Annotated in this window: 11 protein-coding genes and 1 rRNA gene; 10 read left to right on the forward strand and 2 right to left on the reverse strand. The window is 39.5% G+C overall.

Going from position 1 to position 17,916, the window contains the following annotated elements:
* Positions 1-55 precede the first annotated feature (55 nt).
* The gene (gene thiC / locus NP781_RS23840; protein ID WP_257520975.1) at positions 56-1,834 is read left to right on the forward strand and encodes a phosphomethylpyrimidine synthase ThiC; all 1,779 of its coding nucleotides are present in this window, start codon (positions 56-58) and stop codon (positions 1,832-1,834) included.
* A 121-nt stretch (positions 1,835-1,955) separates the two neighbouring features.
* Here the strand turns inward: thiC and NP781_RS23845 are convergent, their stop codons facing one another.
* Both NP781_RS23845 and NP781_RS23850 read right to left on the reverse strand, forming a co-directional pair.
* A complete protein-coding gene (locus NP781_RS23845; RefSeq protein ID WP_257520976.1) occupies positions 1,956-3,461 on the reverse strand; it encodes a catalase in 1,506 nt (501 codons plus the stop codon).
* A 298-nt stretch (positions 3,462-3,759) separates the two neighbouring features.
* On the reverse strand, positions 3,760-5,214 hold the full coding sequence (locus NP781_RS23850; RefSeq protein WP_257520977.1) for a helix-turn-helix domain-containing protein: 1,455 nt from the start codon (positions 5,212-5,214) through the stop codon (positions 3,760-3,762).
* A gap of 290 nt (positions 5,215-5,504) precedes the next feature.
* Between NP781_RS23850 and hutH the strand changes: the two genes are divergently transcribed.
* The 9 genes from hutH to NP781_RS23895 all read left to right on the forward strand — a co-directional run bounded on the left by hutH (position 5,505) and on the right by NP781_RS23895 (position 17,792).
* Entirely contained in the window at positions 5,505-7,010 is a 1,506-nt protein-coding gene (gene hutH / locus NP781_RS23855) for a histidine ammonia-lyase (protein ID WP_257522572.1), read from the forward strand.
* 167 nt (positions 7,011-7,177) lie between these two features.
* Complete coding sequence (gene hutU, locus NP781_RS23860) at positions 7,178-8,848, forward strand: urocanate hydratase (RefSeq protein WP_257520978.1); 1,671 nt, start codon at positions 7,178-7,180, stop codon at positions 8,846-8,848.
* The gene (gene hutI, locus NP781_RS23865; protein WP_257520979.1) at positions 8,845-10,122 is read left to right on the forward strand and encodes an imidazolonepropionase; all 1,278 of its coding nucleotides are present in this window, start codon (positions 8,845-8,847) and stop codon (positions 10,120-10,122) included. The genes hutU and hutI overlap by 4 nt, the downstream gene beginning before the upstream one ends.
* Positions 10,123-10,274: 152 nt before the next feature.
* Positions 10,275-11,075 (forward strand): NUDIX hydrolase, encoded by an 801-nt coding sequence (locus tag NP781_RS23870; protein ID WP_257520980.1) that lies wholly within the window; start codon positions 10,275-10,277, stop codon positions 11,073-11,075.
* A gap of 80 nt (positions 11,076-11,155) precedes the next feature.
* Positions 11,156-11,710 carry a cysteine hydrolase family protein gene (locus tag NP781_RS23875; protein WP_221681387.1) on the forward strand — a complete coding sequence of 185 codons (555 nt, stop codon included), beginning with the start codon at positions 11,156-11,158 and terminating at the stop codon, positions 11,708-11,710.
* Position 11,711: 1 nt separating this feature from the next.
* On the forward strand, positions 11,712-13,187 hold the full coding sequence (locus tag NP781_RS23880; protein WP_257520981.1) for a nicotinate phosphoribosyltransferase: 1,476 nt from the start codon (positions 11,712-11,714) through the stop codon (positions 13,185-13,187).
* Between the two features lie 26 nt (positions 13,188-13,213).
* Positions 13,214-13,828: a nicotinate-nucleotide adenylyltransferase gene (gene nadD / locus NP781_RS23885; RefSeq protein ID WP_257520982.1), complete on the forward strand. Its 615-nt coding sequence runs from the start codon at positions 13,214-13,216 to the stop codon at positions 13,826-13,828.
* A 168-nt stretch (positions 13,829-13,996) separates the two neighbouring features.
* Positions 13,997-15,850: an SLC13 family permease gene (locus NP781_RS23890; protein ID WP_257520983.1), complete on the forward strand. Its 1,854-nt coding sequence runs from the start codon at positions 13,997-13,999 to the stop codon at positions 15,848-15,850.
* A 390-nt stretch (positions 15,851-16,240) separates the two neighbouring features.
* Positions 16,241-17,792, forward strand: a 16S ribosomal RNA gene (locus NP781_RS23895).
* Positions 17,793-17,916 lie beyond the last annotated feature (124 nt).

Genomic DNA, 17,916 nt, shown 5'->3' on the forward strand with positions numbered 1-17,916 from the left:
GGTGAGCTAGAATCGGTCCTTATATCAAAATAAATTTAAGGGAGAGAAGTAGCTCATGTCAGCAATTAGTGAAAAGAATATTACCATTATGTCTAGCTTTGAAGGAAGCAAAAAAGTATATGTGGAAGGATCACGCCCAGATATTCTAGTACCTATGCGAGAAATTGCATTAAGTCCGACAACAGGCAGTTTTGGAAATGAAGAAAATGCTCCTATTCGAGTATATGATACGAGTGGGCCCTATACAGATCCAGCCTACCAAGTAGATATTACGAAAGGTTTACCTGCCTTACGAAATGCATGGATTCAAGAGCGAGGGGATGTAGAAGCATATGAGGGACGCTCCATTAAACCGGAGGATAATGGTTTTCGTCATGTTGATGACCCGCGTATTCAAGAAAATGTCTTCCCTGAGTTGACGAGAAAGCCTTTGCGTGCTAAAAAAGGTAAAAATGTGACACAGCTTCACTATGCACGAAGGGGGATTATAACGCCTGAAATGGAGTTTGTAGCGATTCGTGAAAATATGAATCCTGAATTTGTACGTTCAGAAATTGCAGCTGGACGAGCTATAATGCCTTCTAATATTAATCACCCTGAGGCAGAGCCAATGATTATTGGGCGTAATTTTCATGTAAAGATCAATGCGAATATCGGGAATTCTGCTGTATCTTCTTCCATTGCGGAAGAAGTTGAGAAAATGACCTGGGCAACTCGATGGGGCGCAGATAATATTATGGATCTATCGACTGGTAAACATATTCATACAACTAGAGAATGGATTATTCGAAATGCTGCAGTGCCAGTGGGAACAGTGCCAATTTATCAGGCTTTAGAAAAGGTAAATGGTGTAGCAGAGGATTTAACGTGGGAGGTTTATCGTGATACTCTCATTGAACAAGCTGAGCAGGGTGTGGATTACTTCACCATTCATGCAGGTGTCCTTTTACGCTATGTACCACTAACAGCAAATCGTGTGACAGGTATTGTATCTCGAGGGGGCTCTATCATGGCACAGTGGTGTTTATATCATCATCAAGAGAATTTCCTGTATACACACTTTGAGGAAATCTGTGAAATTATGAAAGCTTATGATGTTGCTTTTTCCTTAGGTGATGGTTTACGCCCAGGCTCAATTGCAGATGCCAATGATGAGGCGCAATTTGCAGAGCTTGAAACACTAGGCGAGCTAACACAAATTGCTTGGCAGCATGATGTTCAGGTGATGGTTGAAGGACCAGGTCATGTACCAATGCATCTGATTAAAGAAAACATGGACAAGCAATTAGAGGTTTGTAAGGAAGCGCCCTTCTATACATTAGGACCACTCACAACAGATATTGCTCCAGGTTATGACCACATTACATCAGCCATTGGGGCAGCCATGATTGGTTGGTTTGGTACAGCGATGCTTTGTTATGTGACACCAAAAGAGCATCTTGGTTTACCAAATCGCGAGGACGTTCGTATGGGCGTTATCACTTATAAAATTGCTGCACATGCTGCTGATTTAGCAAAAGGTCATCCAGGTGCACAACAACGAGACGATGCACTGTCTAAAGCCCGCTTTGAGTTCCGTTGGCGTGATCAATTTAATCTGTCCCTAGATCCAGAGCGTGCAGTGGAATATCATGATGAGACACTGCCAGCAGAGGGAGCAAAAACAGCACACTTTTGTTCTATGTGCGGGCCGAAATTCTGTAGCATGAGAATTTCACAGGACATTCGTAATTATGCGAAAGATAAGGATTTGAATACGACTGAAGCGATCCATCAAGGTATGAAGGAAAAGGCAGAGGAGTTTAAAAAAGCAGGCAGTCGAATTTACCAATAATGAAAGAAAAGGCTTATGTCAAAAAATAGACATAGGCCTTTTTTAATCAAAAAACTCCATGTGAATAGTGGATTCACATGGAGTAAAAGTTGGATTTGGATATCAATAATAAAGTGGAATATTAAACGTTTGTTGGTTGTTTTACATATGGGTTTGTAAGGTCCATACCTTCTAATGAAAGACCCATCGCTTTTGCGACACCTTCACCATATGCTGGGTCAGCTAGATAGCAGTGAAGAATGTGACGGCGTTTGATGAATTCTTCAACAGAAGCCATATCATTCGCTGTATTTTCAAATAGACGTTGTTGCTCTTCCACCGTCAATAGACGGAATAGCTTACCTGGTTGCTCAAAGTAATTATTATCGTCTTCACGGAAGTCATGAATACCTGCATGACCATCAATGCGTAATTCAGGCTCTTTATGGTCTAAATTATGCTCCCACTCGCCATAGCTATTTGGTTCATAGCTTAATGTCGAACCGAGATTGCCATCAAAGCGCATTGCTCCGTCGCGGTGGAAAGTACGGAATGGACATTTTGGTGCGTTGACAGGAAGCATATAGTGATTTACACCAAGACGATAGCGTTGTGCATCCGCATATGCAAAGATACGACCTTGTAACATTTTATCTGGTGAGAAGCTGATACCAGGAACAATGTTAGAAGGTGCAAATGCAGCTTGTTCAACTTCTGCAAAGTAGTTGTCTGGATTTTTGTTTAACTCGAACTCACCTACAGGAATTAATGGGAAATCTTTTTTATACCATACCTTTGTTAAATCAAATGGGTTGTATGGTAGCTCACGAGCTTGTTCCTCTGTCATTACCTGAATGTACATTTTCCATTTAGGGAAATCGCCTTTTTCAATTGCTTCATATAAATCACGTTGTGAAGATTCACGGTCTTGACCAATAATCTCATTTGCCTCGGCACCAGTTAAGTTCTTAATGCCTTGCTCTGTACGGAAGTGGAATTTAACCCAAACACGTTCATTATTAGCATTGATAAAGCTATACGTATGAGAACCAAATCCGTGCATATTACGATAACCAGCTGGAATACCACGGTCAGACATAACAATTGTCACTTGGTGAAGTGCTTCAGGTAATGAAGTCCAGAAATCCCAGTTAGAATTGGCATTTTTCATATTTGTACGTGGGTCACGTTTTACCACATGGTTTAAATCTGTAAAGTGTAATGGGTCGCGGAAGAAGAATACAGGCGTATTGTTCCCTACTAAATCCCAGTTTCCATCTTCTGTATAGAATTTAAGGGCGAAGCCACGAATATCTCGCTCTGCATCTGCTGCACCACGCTCACCCGCTACTGTAGAGAAACGTGCGAACATTTTAGTTTTCTTGCCGATCTCTGAGAAGATTTTCGCCTTAGTATATTGTGAAATATCATGCGTTACAGTAAAAGTACCAAATGCACCTGATCCTTTTGCGTGCATACGACGTTCTGGAATTACTTCACGATTGAAGTTTGCTAGTTTTTCAACTAACCATACATCCTGAAGTAAAAGAGGGCCACGTGGACCTGCTGACATAGAGTCATGGTTACTTACTACTGGAGCACCACCTGCTGTTGTAAAGCGACGGCTACGATCATTTGCGTTTGTCATATTAGTTTACCTCCTGAAAAAAAATGTGAGTCAAACTCTTCGTCTATAACTATAACAAATATAAAATAGAATTGCTAGTACATTATAATAATTATCGTTAAAGAATTTTTATATTTAAGTATAAACTATAAATATATGCGCTAGACATAGAAATTATACATAGTTTCTAGCTTTAATTTATTTTATCTGATCGCAATTTTATAGATAATAGTCACATTAAGATCAAGATAATGACTGTATGATAAAAATCTTTATTGAAAATGAAATCAACTAATTGAAAATTATTTTAATCAATCTTTTAATTTTTTCTATATCGGTTAGGCGTAATACCAATTTGTTGCTTAAATAATTTTATAAAATAATTTGGGTCATCAAAACCGTTTAAATGAGCGATTTCGCTAATAGCAAAATCTGTTTCTAGCAGCATTTTTGTGGCATGATGAATTCTTACTTGCTGTAAATAGCGCTTAAATGGTAAACCTTGTTTTCTTGAGAAAATCGTACTTAAATAATTGGGGCTTATTCCAAGCTTATGAGCGACAAAGGGAAGAGACAGTGCGCTATCTTTAAATTGTTGATCAATTATTTCTATAGCTAGTTCAACATAATCAGCTCGTTTCTCTATTCGAGCTTCCTTTGCTAACTCAATTAATGTCTGCGTGAAAGAAATAATCCCATTGAGTATCGTATAAAATATAGGATGCTCAATGATTAAATGAAATAGCTGACGGTAGTTTTGTTCGATAACCGCTTTTTCATGTAATTTATATTTCAGCATAAAGCGTCTAATTTGTGCTAAGACACTCGTCAGATGAATGCGTAAATCATCTTGCTCATAATATATGCCTTCATTAGAAAGCTGGTATAAAAATGTTTTAACGGCCTCTAGGTTTCCATCTTCCAAACTACTTATTAGTAATTGTTGCTCTTCTGGTGTCAGTAAGGGATCAAAGGGCTGAGTTTCATATTGTTTACTCGCGTAAAAAATATGGCCAAAGCCCTCATAAAAACTTTGATGTAGTGCACGCTTTGTTAATGTATACATATTTTTAATGGTTGTAGGTGTTCCATCATATATCCCAATATTTAAAGAACTATTACTAATCAATCGCCATTCCTTCATAAGTGTACGTACATCCTTTTCCACAATCCTTATATCATTTGTTTGAAAAAGACATACGATTCTATTAGATAGAGGGTAGGTTTTCATATGAAAGTGAATCGGTGTTTGTTGAAGCCAATTGTAAAGCTTATTAAAGGTTTCAGTATGCTCGGGTTCAATCATTGTGAAATGTAATGTTGTCTCAATTGAACTTGATTTATTATCTAAAAATAATTGATTATAAAAGGAATCGTCTGTAGTCTCTTGAGCATCTTCTGTAATCTGTGGTGTGCGAAGAGAAATGGTTGTGAGTTTTTTCTTTAATAGCTCTAAATCAATAGGCTTCACAAAAAGATGTGCTACCTGTAAGTCAATAGCTTTCAGCGCATTTTTAAATAATGGCTCTGTTGTCATGGCTAAAATGGCACCAGAAAGCTTTTGTAAATCACGATAAAGAGCAGCTAAGCGATTATTAGGAAATAAATCGATATTTAACAGTATGGCGTCAGGTTCAAATTGTCGAATGATTTGAGACACCTCTGAAATACTTGTACACATTTCAATCAAAACATCTCCAGGGAAATATGTATGTAAAAACCATTTTATTCCTGCGAGGTCAGTTGGATCGCGATCAATTAATAACAGCTTCATACCATCAGCCTTTCTTAAAATATTCAAGTTTCATACAAAAGTACGGTTATATTAATAAAAATAACATAGTAATCTGAAAAAAGTCTTGTTTTCTCTATTAAAATTCTCTATATTCTGAAAAAGGTAGTTAGTACAATGTAAATAGAGTAATTGATCATCAGCAGAAGCCAACTTTAGTTATGAAAACGCTTAAAAAATTTGATACTGATGTTTTCAAATTACGAAAATATGAATGAAGATAATTTATTTACATAGCCATATAGGGAATAGGGGGATGTCATGTGAAGTCAATCATCGAGCTTGATGGCAATACATTAACAAGACAACAAATAGAGGAAATCGTGAAGGGGCAAGCAACAGTTGCACTTGCTACAGAGAGTTTAGAACGTATTCGTTTAAGTAGAGAGCGTATCGAAAAGCGTTTAGCTGAAGGCCAAACAATTTATGGTGTGAATACAGGGTTTGGTAAACTCAGCAATATAAAAATTGAAGAAGAAGACATTGAGCTATTGCAGCTAAATTTATTACGATCAGATGCAACAGGTGTTGGCGAACCATTCCCAACAGATGTTGTACGTGCAATGATGGTGTTACGTGCCAATGCTTTAGCCAGAGGATTTTCTGGCATTCGTGAGGAAACTGTCCAACTACTGTTGAATCTTATTAATAAAGGTGTTCATCCAATTGTTCCGTCACAAGGTTCAGTTGGCGCAAGTGGTGATTTAGCGCCTTTATCACATTTGGCATTAGTATTAGTGGGAGAAGGAAAGGCTGAGTTTAACGGAGAACTCATGAGTGGTAGTGAAGCGCTAAAGCAAGCAGGATTAACCCCTGTTAGACTTCAAGCTAAAGAGGGGCTAGCGTTAGTTAACGGTACACAAGCTATGACGGGTATAGGTGTATTAACGGTCAATGAAGCTGAACGAATTGGTCTTGCAGCGGATATGGCTGCTAGCTTAACACTGGAAGCTTTAAAGGGCATTACCTCGGCATTTGATCCAGCACTTTTAGCAGTAAGACCACATCCAGAGTTAGAATTAGTGGGCGGGCGTATTCGTAAGTGGCTTGATGGCAGTAAACGTGTGACAAAGCAGGGTGAAATTCGCATGCAGGATGCTTATTCACTACGTTGTATACCGCAAGTACATGGTGCTTCTTGGCAGTCATTTTTCTACGCACAGGACCGTGTTCAAACTGAAATGAATGCAACAACTGATAATCCAATCGTTTTAGAAAGCGGGGAGGTTTTATCGGGTGGGCATTTCCATGGACAGCCAATAGCCTTGGCAATGGACTTTTTGAAAATAGGTGTATGTGAATGGGCCAATATTTCAGAACGCCGTACAGAACGCATGGTAAATCCTCAACTTAATGAAGGGCTACCACCGTTTCTAGCAACAAACCCTGGGATTGAATGTGGGCTTATGATTGCTCAATATACAGCAGCCTCTATTGTCTCAGAAAATAAAGTTTTAGCACATCCTTCGAGTGTGGATTCTATTCCTACGTCAGGTAACCAAGAGGATCATGTAAGTATGGGAACAACTTCGGCACGTCAAGTACGTCAGATTGTTCATAATGCTGCTCGCGTTGTAGCTATCGAATTGATTTGTGCATCACAGGCTATTCATTTAGACAAGGCAGAAGAGCAATTATCTCCTACTACAAGTAAATTCTTAAAGAAGGTGCGTGAATTCTGTCCACCATTGCTAGCCGATCAACCAATTGGCGATGAAATTGAAGCATTGGCTAAATATCTACTATCAAGTAATGATTTAGTAAATGAGTATGTGTAAATTGCATTGAATTTTTGATAAGAAAGAGCAAAGGCGTCGCTCGGTTAACACCGAGTAGCCTCTGCTTTAAAAATATTTATATGTTTTTAAGTCTGAATATTCAGTTATCCGTAGATTTAGACAGTAATATTCACATTATTTTTAATAGGAAAAGGAGCGTGTTTTGAATGGTATTTAAGACAGATATTCGTGCACCACGTGGAAATGAACTAACTTGTAAGGGTTGGACACAGGAAGCAGCAATGCGTATGTTAATGAACAATCTTGACCCAGAGGTGGCAGAGAATCCAGATGAACTGATAGTTTATGGGGGTATTGGTAAGGCTGCTCGTAACTGGGAAAGCTATGAACAAATCATTGCATCTTTGAAAGAATTAGAGAATGATGAGACTCTATTAATCCAATCTGGAAAGCCAGTAGCTGTATTCCGTACACATGAGCATTCCCCTCGAGTGTTGATTGCCAACTCAAACCTTGTACCAGCATGGGCAAATTGGGATCACTTTTATGAATTAGAAGAAAGAGATTTAATGATGTATGGTCAAATGACTGCTGGGAGTTGGATTTATATTGGTGCTCAAGGAATTTTACAAGGCACTTATCTGTCCTTTGTAGAAGCAGGCAAAAAGGTATTTGGCACTGCTGATTTGCGTGGTAAATTCATCCTTACAGGTGGGATGGGCGGTATGAGTGGTGCACAGCCATTAGCAGGGAAAATGGCTGGAGCTGTAATTTTAGTTGTTGAAGTTGAACGTGCGCGCATTGAACGTAAAATCAAAGAAGGCTACTGTGATTATATTGTAGAGACTGTAGATGAAGCAATTGCATTAGTTAATAAATTACGTGACCAAAATGAGCCAGCATCCATTGGCCTTGTTGGTAACTGTGCTGATGTTAATCGTGAGTTGTTGAATCGTGGAATTATTCCAGATTTTGTGACAGACCAAACATCTGCACATGATCCGATTAATGGTTATGTACCTAATGGCATGACCTTTGAAGAAGCGCTAAAACTTCGCAAAGAGGATGTAAAAACATATGAGCGTAAAGCAAAAGAAACAATGGCAGAGCATGTTCGTACAATGCTAGAGTTCCAAGAGGCAGGCGCAGAAGTATTTGATTATGGGAATAACATCCGCGCCTATGCCAAAGAAATGGGTGTGACAAATGCCTTTGATTTCCCAGGCTTTGTACCAGCGTATATTCGTCCTTTATTCTGTGAAGGAAAGGGCCCATTCCGTTGGGCGGCGCTTTCAGGAAACCCTGAGGATATATATAAAACAGATGCACTGGCAAAAGAGATGTTCGCAGAAGATGAGGGGCTAGTCAATTGGATTGATATGGCACAAAAAATGGTAAAATGGCAAGGGTTACCTGCACGCATTTGCTGGCTAGGCTATGGTGATCGTCATCGTTTTGCATTAAAAGTAAATGAAATGGTTGCAAATGGTGAATTATCAGCACCAATTGTCTTTGGCCGTGATCACTTAGATTCAGGTTCTGTAGCATCACCAAATCGTGAAACAGAAGGGATGCTAGATGGTTCGGATGCGGTATCGGATTGGCCAATATTAAATGCTCTTGTTAATACTGCGAGTGGTGCAAGCTGGGTGAGCGTACACCATGGTGGTGGTGTAGGAATGGGTTATTCACAGCACGCAGGTCAAGTCTTAGTAGCAGATGGATCAGAGCTTGCCGCTGAAAAAATTGCCCGGGTATTAGTTTCAGACCCTGGAATGGGCGTTGCTCGTCATGTTGATGCAGGCTACGATATTGCTATCAATACAGCAAAAAACAAAGGTGTCCATATACCAATGTTAAAGGGTGATGTGAAGTGACCATTCTAATAAAAAATGCAAATGAAGTAATTACACTGAAAAGTAATGCACAAGGGCCACGTACAAAAGAACAAATGCAGGAAATTGCAGTAATAGAATATGGCAGTGTTCTAATTGAAGAAGAGCGTATTGTAGCAGTAGGAGCTTATGAACAAATAAAAGCCGACTACCCAGAATTAATAAAGAAAGCAAAAACGATTGATGCTACTGGTAAGATTGTTATGCCTGGCTTAGTGGATTGTCATACACATTTAGTGCATGGTGGAACACGCGAGCAAGAGTTTAATATGAGATTAAATGGTTCTACCTATATGGAAATCATGAATGCAGGCGGCGGCATTCATGCTACAACAGAGCGTACACGAGAAACAAGCTTTGATGAATTATATGAAAAGACGATGCAGCATTTAGATGTATTTTTAAAGCATGGCGTAACAACAGTTGAAGCAAAATCAGGCTATGGCTTGGACTGGGAAACGGAAAAGAAACAGCTAGAGGTCGCAAAAGAATTACAAGCTACACATCATATTGATGTCATTAGCACGTTTATGGGAGCCCATGCAGTTCCTCGTGATTATAAGGGGCGTGAGGATGAATTTGTGGATATTGTGGTCCATGAGATGTTGCCAAAAGTGGCGGAACTAGAGTTGGCTGAATTTAATGATGTATTTTGTGAAAAGGGCGTCTTTACACCCGACCAATCCCGACGCATTTTAGAGGCTGGAAAAGCACTAGGCTTAACCCCAAAAATACATGCGGATGAAATCGAACCTTATCAAGGCGCCGAGCTGGCTGCGGAAGTAGAGGCTATTTCTGCGGAGCATTTATTAGTTGCTTCTGATAAGGGAATTCGAAAAATGGCTGAAGCGGGTACAATTGCTGTATTGCTGCCCGGTACTGCATTCTTTTTACGTGCACCTTTTGCAAGAGGGCGTCTAATGATTGACGAGGGAGTACCTGTGGCGATATCAACAGATTTTAACCCTGGGTCATCCCCAACAATGAGTCTACCCTTCATTATGAATTTAGCTTGTATGCATATGGGTATGACATTGGAGGAAGTATTAACGGCAACAACAATTAATGCAGCATATGCACTAAATCGAGGCGAGCAAATTGGTTCCCTTGAAGCACATAAAAAAGCTGACGTACTTATCCTTGATGTTGCGAATTACAAACAACTGCAATATTTCTACGGCATGAACCATACACATACAGTAATCAAAAATGGGCAAGTTGTTGTACATAACGGAATTCTGCTGAAAGATCAATAATAATAATGGGCATAAATAAGGCTGAGTAGCTTTATTTATGCTTTTTTTGTAAATTAGTTGCAAATGCTTTTCTGAAAGATTATAATTCTAATAAATAGTAATTATAGAATTACAAATTACTTAAACCTTGTAATTATAGAAGGGGTTATACAATGAAAAAGTTTCGTACCGAAGATGAAGTGCTTGCACATTATGATTCTTCAAAATATCTAACACCTGATGGATATACCGCAGATATTGCTATTTTTACAATTACCTCAGAGAAAACAGAGGAAAAAGCACCGCCAAACATGACGCTAAAGATTATGTTAATTAAGCGTGCTACTAAGGATGCTGAAGGAAATCCCAATATTGAAGGAGGGAAATGGGCGCTTCCTGGTGGCTTTGTAGATGCAAATCAAAAAGAAACTGCCTTTATTGCAGCAAAGAGAGAATTAAAAGAAGAAACAAATGTAGAAGGTTTACATGTTCAACATTTTGGTGTTTATGATGAGATTGATCGAGATCCACGTGGTTGGATGATTTCGAATGCATTTTATGCCATTGTTCCTGAGACATATATTGAGCAACGACAAGCGAATGATGATGCAGATGATGTAGAATTGTTCGATATAGAAAGTGTATTTACGCTTCCATTAGCTTTCGATCATCGAAAAATCATTTCCGATGCGTTGCATTTTATTAAAAGGGATATGATACAAACAACTGTTGCCAAAAACTTTTTACCACAAGAGTTTACATTGTCCGAATTGCAACGAGTACTTCTAACAGTTGGAGAAGATCCACGAATCTCTAACGATTCCGTATTCTTTACAAAAGCACCTAAATTACCATTTATCGAAAAAGCATTGGATGAAGAAGGAAAACCGAAGAAAACAAAAAGAAATTCGTTTCGGCCTTCCCAGCTCTATACATTTAATGATTTCGAAATGGTAGAGTCTATCTATCATTAGGAAAGATCCGTCTTTCCTGTTTATTTTAAAGAAAGTAATTTGTAATTTAAGTATTACTAATTAAAAAATGGAGGGATGAAATGATGAAAAAGCGTGCATTAATTAATATTGATTATACAGTGGATTTCGTTGCGACGGATGGGGCTCTTACTTGTGGAGAGCCTGGGCAACTGCTCGAACATGCAAATGTTGATTTAACAAAGGAGTTTATTAAGAGCGGGGATTTTACAGTATTTGCGATAGATGTTCATGAAAAGGGAGATGTTTATCATCCAGAAACAAAGCTATTCCCACCTCATAATATTCGTCATACAGAAGGTAGAGAGTTATATGGTGCATTAAACTCATTATATGAAGAAAATAAAGACCAAGATTTCGTCTATTACATTGATAAAACGCGTTATTCTGCTTTTGCAGGAACAGATTTAGAATTGAAATTGCGTGAAAGAGGAATTACTGAGCTGCATTTAATCGGCGTTTGTACAGATATTTGTGTTCTTCATACAGCAGTAGATGCTTATAATAAAGGGTTCGATATCGTTATTCATAAAAATGCTGTCGCCTCCTTTAATCAAGCTGGACATGAGTGGGCGTTAAATCATTTCGAGCATACTCTAGGTGCCACTATTATTTAACATGAATGGAGGGGAAAATGTGAAATATGTAGATGATAGTTTCATGTTACACACGGACCTATACCAAATTAATATGGTTCAAACTTATTGGCAAGATGGTGTTCATCAACGTAAAGCTGTTTTCGAACTATATTTTAGAAAGCTTCCATTTGGCAATGGCTATGGAGTTTTCGCTGGATTGAAAAAAGTGATTGAGTTTATTAATAACTTTGGTTTCTCTCAAAGCGATATTCAATATTTACGAGAAGAGGGGAAGTATCCCGAGGAATTTCTTGAATATCTAAAAGAACTTAAATTTACAGGGACAATTAAGGGGATGAGAGAGGGAGAACTGGTCTTTGCTAACGAGCCTATCCTGAGAATTGAAGCACCATTAGCAGAGGCTCAATTAATTGAAACGCCGTTGTTAAATATCGTTAATTACCAAACCCTGATTGCGACAAAAGCTTCACGTATCAAACAAGTGACGGGTGAGGATGTGGTAATGGAATTTGGAACCCGCCGCGCACACGAATTTGATGCTGCTATTTGGGGAACTCGTGCTGCTTATATAGGTGGATTCTCTGCAACAAGCAATGTAAGAGCAGGAAAATTATTCGGTATTCCTGTGTCAGGAACACATGCCCATGCGATGATTCAAACCTATCGAGATGAATATACAGCGTTTAAAAAATATGCAGCAGCCCATAAAGACTGTGTTTTCCTAGTAGATACTTATGACACACTACGTTCTGGTGTTCCTAATGCTATCCGCGTAGCAAAGGAGTTAGGGAATCAAATTAATTTTATTGGTATCCGTTTAGACAGTGGAGATTTAGCCTATCTCTCAAAACAGGCGAGGAAAATGCTAGATGATGCAGGATTTACAGCAGCTAAAATTATGGCTTCGAATGATTTGGATGAATATACAATTATGCATTTAAAGTCACAAGGGGCGCAAATTGATGCTTGGGGAATCGGAACTAAGCTGATTACAGCCTATGATCAAGCAGCTCTTGGTGGAGTATACAAATTAGTTTCGATAGAAAACGAAAGTGGAGAACTGATTGATACCATTAAAATTTCAGCAAATCCTGAAAAAGTGACTACACCTGGACGTAAACGTGTTTACCGTATTATTAATGCGGAGAATGGTCATGCTGAGGGAGACTATATAGCGTTAGATGAGGAAAATATCCAGCAAGAAGAAAGATTGAAAATGTTCCACCCTATTCATACGTATATTAGTAAATTTGTTACAAATTTTACGGCAAAAGAGTTACATGAAAGTATTATAGAAAATGGAAATATTGTTTATGAGGAGCCAACTATTCAAGAAATACAAAAATATGTACAGGAAAACTTACATTTATTGTGGTGTGAGTATAAACGAACAATGAATCCGGAAGAATATCCAGTCGATTTAAGTCAAGCATGTTGGGACAATAAACTGGCAAGCATACAGGCAATAAAAGAAAAGATTTCACAACGTATTTAAAAGTCAACTGCTAGGGGGTAGAGACGATGGCGAGAATAGGCATTTATGGTTCATCATTTGATCCTATTACCAATGTCCATCTTTGGACAGCAAGCACTGTGGCACATCGATGTAAGTTAGATAAGGTTATTTTTTTGCCTTGTTCAAATAAACGCAAAGATAAAACCATAAAAACAGCAGATACACATCGTTGGAATATGCTTCAGTTAGCTATTGCTAAGGACGATCGTTTTATTGCAGATTCCTATGAGATGGATCAAGAAGGCTGGAATATTTACACATATGACACCATGAAATACTTTAGAGTGAAGAACCCGGAGGATGAGGTCCATTTTATTATGGGTGCTGATTTACTAGTGGATATTGGTGCAGGTTTATGGAAAAAGGGCGACGCATTAGTAGCGGAGAATAAATTTATTGTAATGGCACGACATGGCATCGATATGCTATCAACCATTAGTCGTTCTCCAATTTTAAGAAATAATGATGATGGAAGATTCCATCTTATAGATAAAGGGCTAGCGATGGAAATTAGCTCTACCTATATTCGAGAAGAATTTGCAATGGGGGGAGAACCAAGATACCTCTTGCCTACTGCTTGTTACAACTATATTAAAGAACATAATCTTTATCAAAAATAAAATAGAGTAGCTATCATTATAAGTGTGGATACTACCACACTTATTTTAATTTTGAAAAGATGGTGAATTTTATCATATAGAGCTCAGGGTAAGCTATAATAAAAATAGTAATGGGTACAAATTTTTTGCTGTCAATTTTTAATAATGATTAATGTTAGAAAGGAATTCATGAATGTGCAGCTTACATTAACATTTCTTATTTTAGGAGCAACAATTTTCGCATTTGTGACCAATAAAATACGAGCAGATCTTGTAGCAATTGTGTCACTTTTAGCATTTGTCATTATGGATATTTTGACGCCCGCGGAGGCATTAGCTGGTTTTTCAAACTCTGTAGTTTTAATGATTGCAGGGTTATTTGTCGTGGGTGCAGGGATCCTACGTACGGGCCTGGCAGGCATGGCGGGCCAACTCTTACTAAAATGGTCAGGCAATAGTGAGCTGAAGTTATTTGTGCTACTACTTATTATTGTAGGATCGGTTGGTGCATTTATGAGTAATACGGGTACTGTCGCCTTAATGATGCCAATCGTTGTAAGTATAGCAATTAGTATGAAAATTAGCCCTTCTAAATTTCTACTACCACTCTCCTATGTAGCAAGTCTTTCTGGTTTGATGACACTGATTGCATCCCCAACCAATTTAATTGTCAGTCAGTTATTGGTTGATCGAGGCTATAACAAACTTGGCTTTTTTGAAGTAACTCCTATTGGTATCGTGGGGATGATTGCTGGCATTATCTACTTAGTAATTGTAAGAAATATTTTATTACCAAAGGATCAAAACCGTACACAGACCAATGAAGGTTATAAACTTTCACCAAAAAAAATTATTAAGCAATATGATTTAAATAATCGTCTATTTAAAATCTCCGTTCCTGAGGCGTCACCTATTATTGAAACATCGTTAGCGGAATTAAAACTACCAGCTAAGTATATGCTTTGTATGATGAAAATTCATCGGAAATCACAGGAGGGCATTAATTTACTACCGATGACTTATCAAGAAATGGCAGGACCAACTAGTGTCATTCATGCCATGGATGAGTTATATGTTCAAGGAGAAATAGAGGATATCCGTCGTTTTGTTGAGGACTATCATCTTGAGATGCAAGGATTAGTTGAAGGAGAAGCCGATGAATTGGTATCGAAGCATCTGGGTATTGCTGAGGTATTGCTTACCCCCAATTCGAGCTTTATCAATGAAACGGTTAGTTCCCTTGGATTCCGGGAAAAATACAATCTAAATATCATTGGTATTAATCGTAAGGGTGGTTACAAGCTTCAGGATATGGTATCTCACAAATTAAAATTTGGAGACGCAATATTAGTACAGGGAGCATGGGATGAAATACTTTTGTTAGCAAGAGAAACGCAAGATGTCGTGGTTGTCGGACAGCCGAAAGAACACGCAAGTGTGGCAGCGGCTACAGGCAAAGCTGGAATTGCCGGGATTATTATGTTATTCATGATTATTTTGATGGCATTTGAAATTTTCCCTGCTGTCATTTCTGTGATGATTGGTGCTGTACTTATGATTTTAACAGGTTGCTTGAGAAACATGGAAGATGCCTATAGCAATATGAATTTTGAAAGTATTGTGCTAGTGGCTGCCATGTTACCAATGGCAACAGCGTTAGAAAAAACAGGGGGCATGACCATTTTATCTGATGGTATTATTAATGCTTTAGGTGGTTTCGGACCATACGGCGTACTCATAGGAGTTTATATTTTGACAGCTGTTTTTGGTCAATTTATTAGTAATACGGCAACTGCTGTATTGTTTGCACCCATTGCCATGAGTGCAGCCATTGCAATGGAAGTTAGTCCCACAACATTTATGATTGCAGTCGCAGTTGCAGCAAGTATGGCATTTGCTACGCCAATTGCTTCCCCTACGAATGCACTGGTAATGACGGCGGGGGGCTATAAATTTATGGATTTCGTAAGAATAGGGGTTCCGTTACAACTTGTTATGTTTATTGTGATGATGATAGCCATCCCGTTCTTTTTCCCATTTTAAAAACTCGGTTTCTTTACCGAGTTTTTTGTTTTTTTAAAGATCTATTATTTTTTTGTAGGAAATTATGATAAAATTATTTTCTAGTTCATGGTCTAACATTGAGCTAGCTTGTGAATAGATTTGGTAGTTATTAATATAGGAAGTTTTACTTTGATAATAAAAAAATTAAAGTTTTTTATTAAAAAGTGTTGACCTTTTAAAAATAAGGGTGTAGTATTATACAAGTCGCCAGGGTGACACGCTAAAATAAAGCAAAACATGAACCTTGAAAACTGAACAAGCAAAACGTAATCAATAAAGTTTTAAGTAACTAGTTTAGCTAGTGAACGAAACACAATTTTGGACATCAAACATGATGCCAGCAAAACAATTTGAGCTAATCAAATTTCTTTTATGGAGAGTTTGATCCTGGCTCAGGACGAACGCTGGCGGCGTGCCTAATACATGCAAGTCGAGCGAACAGAAAAGGAGCTTGCTCCTTTGACGTTAGCGGCGGACGGGTGAGTAACACGTGGGCAACCTACCCTATAGTTTGGGATAACTCCGGGAAACCGGGGCTAATACCGAATAACCTCCTTTACTTCATGGTGAAGGACTGAAAGACGGTTTCGGCTGTCGCTATAGGATGGGCCCGCGGCGCATTAGCTAGTTGGTGAGGTAACGGCTCACCAAGGCGACGATGCGTAGCCGACCTGAGAGGGTGATCGGCCACACTGGGACTGAGACACGGCCCAGACTCCTACGGGAGGCAGCAGTAGGGAATCTTCCACAATGGGCGAAAGCCTGATGGAGCAACGCCGCGTGAGTGAAGAAGGTTTTCGGATCGTAAAACTCTGTTGTAAGGGAAGAACAAGTACAGTAGTAACTGGCTGTACCTTGACGGTACCTTATTAGAAAGCCACGGCTAACTACGTGCCAGCAGCCGCGGTAATACGTAGGTGGCAAGCGTTGTCCGGAATTATTGGGCGTAAAGCGCGCGCAGGCGGTCCTTTAAGTCTGATGTGAAAGCCCACGGCTCAACCGTGGAGGGTCATTGGAAACTGGGGGACTTGAGTGCAGAAGAGGAAAGTGGAATTCCAAGTGTAGCGGTGAAATGCGTAGAGATTTGGAGGAACACCAGTGGCGAAGGCGACTTTCTGGTCTGTAACTGACGCTGAGGCGCGAAAGCGTGGGGAGCAAACAGGATTAGATACCCTGGTAGTCCACGCCGTAAACGATGAGTGCTAAGTGTTAGGGGGTTTCCGCCCCTTAGTGCTGCAGCTAACGCATTAAGCACTCCGCCTGGGGAGTACGGTCGCAAGACTGAAACTCAAAGGAATTGACGGGGGCCCGCACAAGCGGTGGAGCATGTGGTTTAATTCGAAGCAACGCGAAGAACCTTACCAGGTCTTGACATCCCGTTGACCACTGTAGAGATATAGTTTCCCCTTCGGGGGCAACGGTGACAGGTGGTGCATGGTTGTCGTCAGCTCGTGTCGTGAGATGTTGGGTTAAGTCCCGCAACGAGCGCAACCCTTGATCTTAGTTGCCATCATTTAGTTGGGCACTCTAAGGTGACTGCCGGTGACAAACCGGAGGAAGGTGGGGATGACGTCAAATCATCATGCCCCTTATGACCTGGGCTACACACGTGCTACAATGGACGATACAAACGGTTGCCAACTCGCGAGAGGGAGCTAATCCGATAAAGTCGTTCTCAGTTCGGATTGTAGGCTGCAACTCGCCTACATGAAGCCGGAATCGCTAGTAATCGCGGATCAGCATGCCGCGGTGAATACGTTCCCGGGCCTTGTACACACCGCCCGTCACACCACGAGAGTTTGTAACACCCGAAGTCGGTGAGGTAACCTTTTGGAGCCAGCCGCCGAAGGTGGGATAGATGATTGGGGTGAAGTCGTAACAAGGTAGCCGTATCGGAAGGTGCGGCTGGATCACCTCCTTTCTAAGGATTATTTCGGAATACAAACCTTGGGTTTGTACGATTACGTTTTGCGTTCAGTTTTGAAGGTTCATTCTATCTGAATGAAACACTTCAAAACTTGTTCTTTGAAAACTGGATAAAACGA

It is taken from the genome of Lysinibacillus sp. FN11 (genome assembly GCF_024628845.1).
In the GTDB taxonomy this organism is placed as follows: domain Bacteria; phylum Bacillota; class Bacilli; order Bacillales_A; family Planococcaceae; genus Lysinibacillus; species Lysinibacillus capsici.

Bases quoted from the DNA above. Each gene is read 5' to 3' on its own strand.
- thiC (WP_257520975.1), top strand. From the start codon at position 56: ATGTCAGCAATTAGTGAAAAGAATATTACCATTATGTCTAGCTTTGAA.
- NP781_RS23845 (WP_257520976.1), bottom strand. From the start codon at position 3,461: ATGACAAACGCAAATGATCGTAGCCGTCGCTTTACAACAGCAGGTGGT.
- NP781_RS23850 (WP_257520977.1), bottom strand. From the start codon at position 5,214: ATGAAGCTGTTATTAATTGATCGCGATCCAACTGACCTCGCAGGAATA.
- hutU (WP_257520978.1), top strand. From the start codon at position 7,178: ATGGTATTTAAGACAGATATTCGTGCACCACGTGGAAATGAACTAACT.
- NP781_RS23870 (WP_257520980.1), top strand. From the start codon at position 10,275: ATGAAAAAGTTTCGTACCGAAGATGAAGTGCTTGCACATTATGATTCT.
- NP781_RS23875 (WP_221681387.1), top strand. From the start codon at position 11,156: ATGATGAAAAAGCGTGCATTAATTAATATTGATTATACAGTGGATTTC.
- NP781_RS23880 (WP_257520981.1), top strand. From the start codon at position 11,712: ATGAATGGAGGGGAAAATGTGAAATATGTAGATGATAGTTTCATGTTA.
- nadD (WP_257520982.1), top strand. From the start codon at position 13,214: ATGGCGAGAATAGGCATTTATGGTTCATCATTTGATCCTATTACCAAT.
- NP781_RS23890 (WP_257520983.1), top strand. From the start codon at position 13,997: ATGAATGTGCAGCTTACATTAACATTTCTTATTTTAGGAGCAACAATT.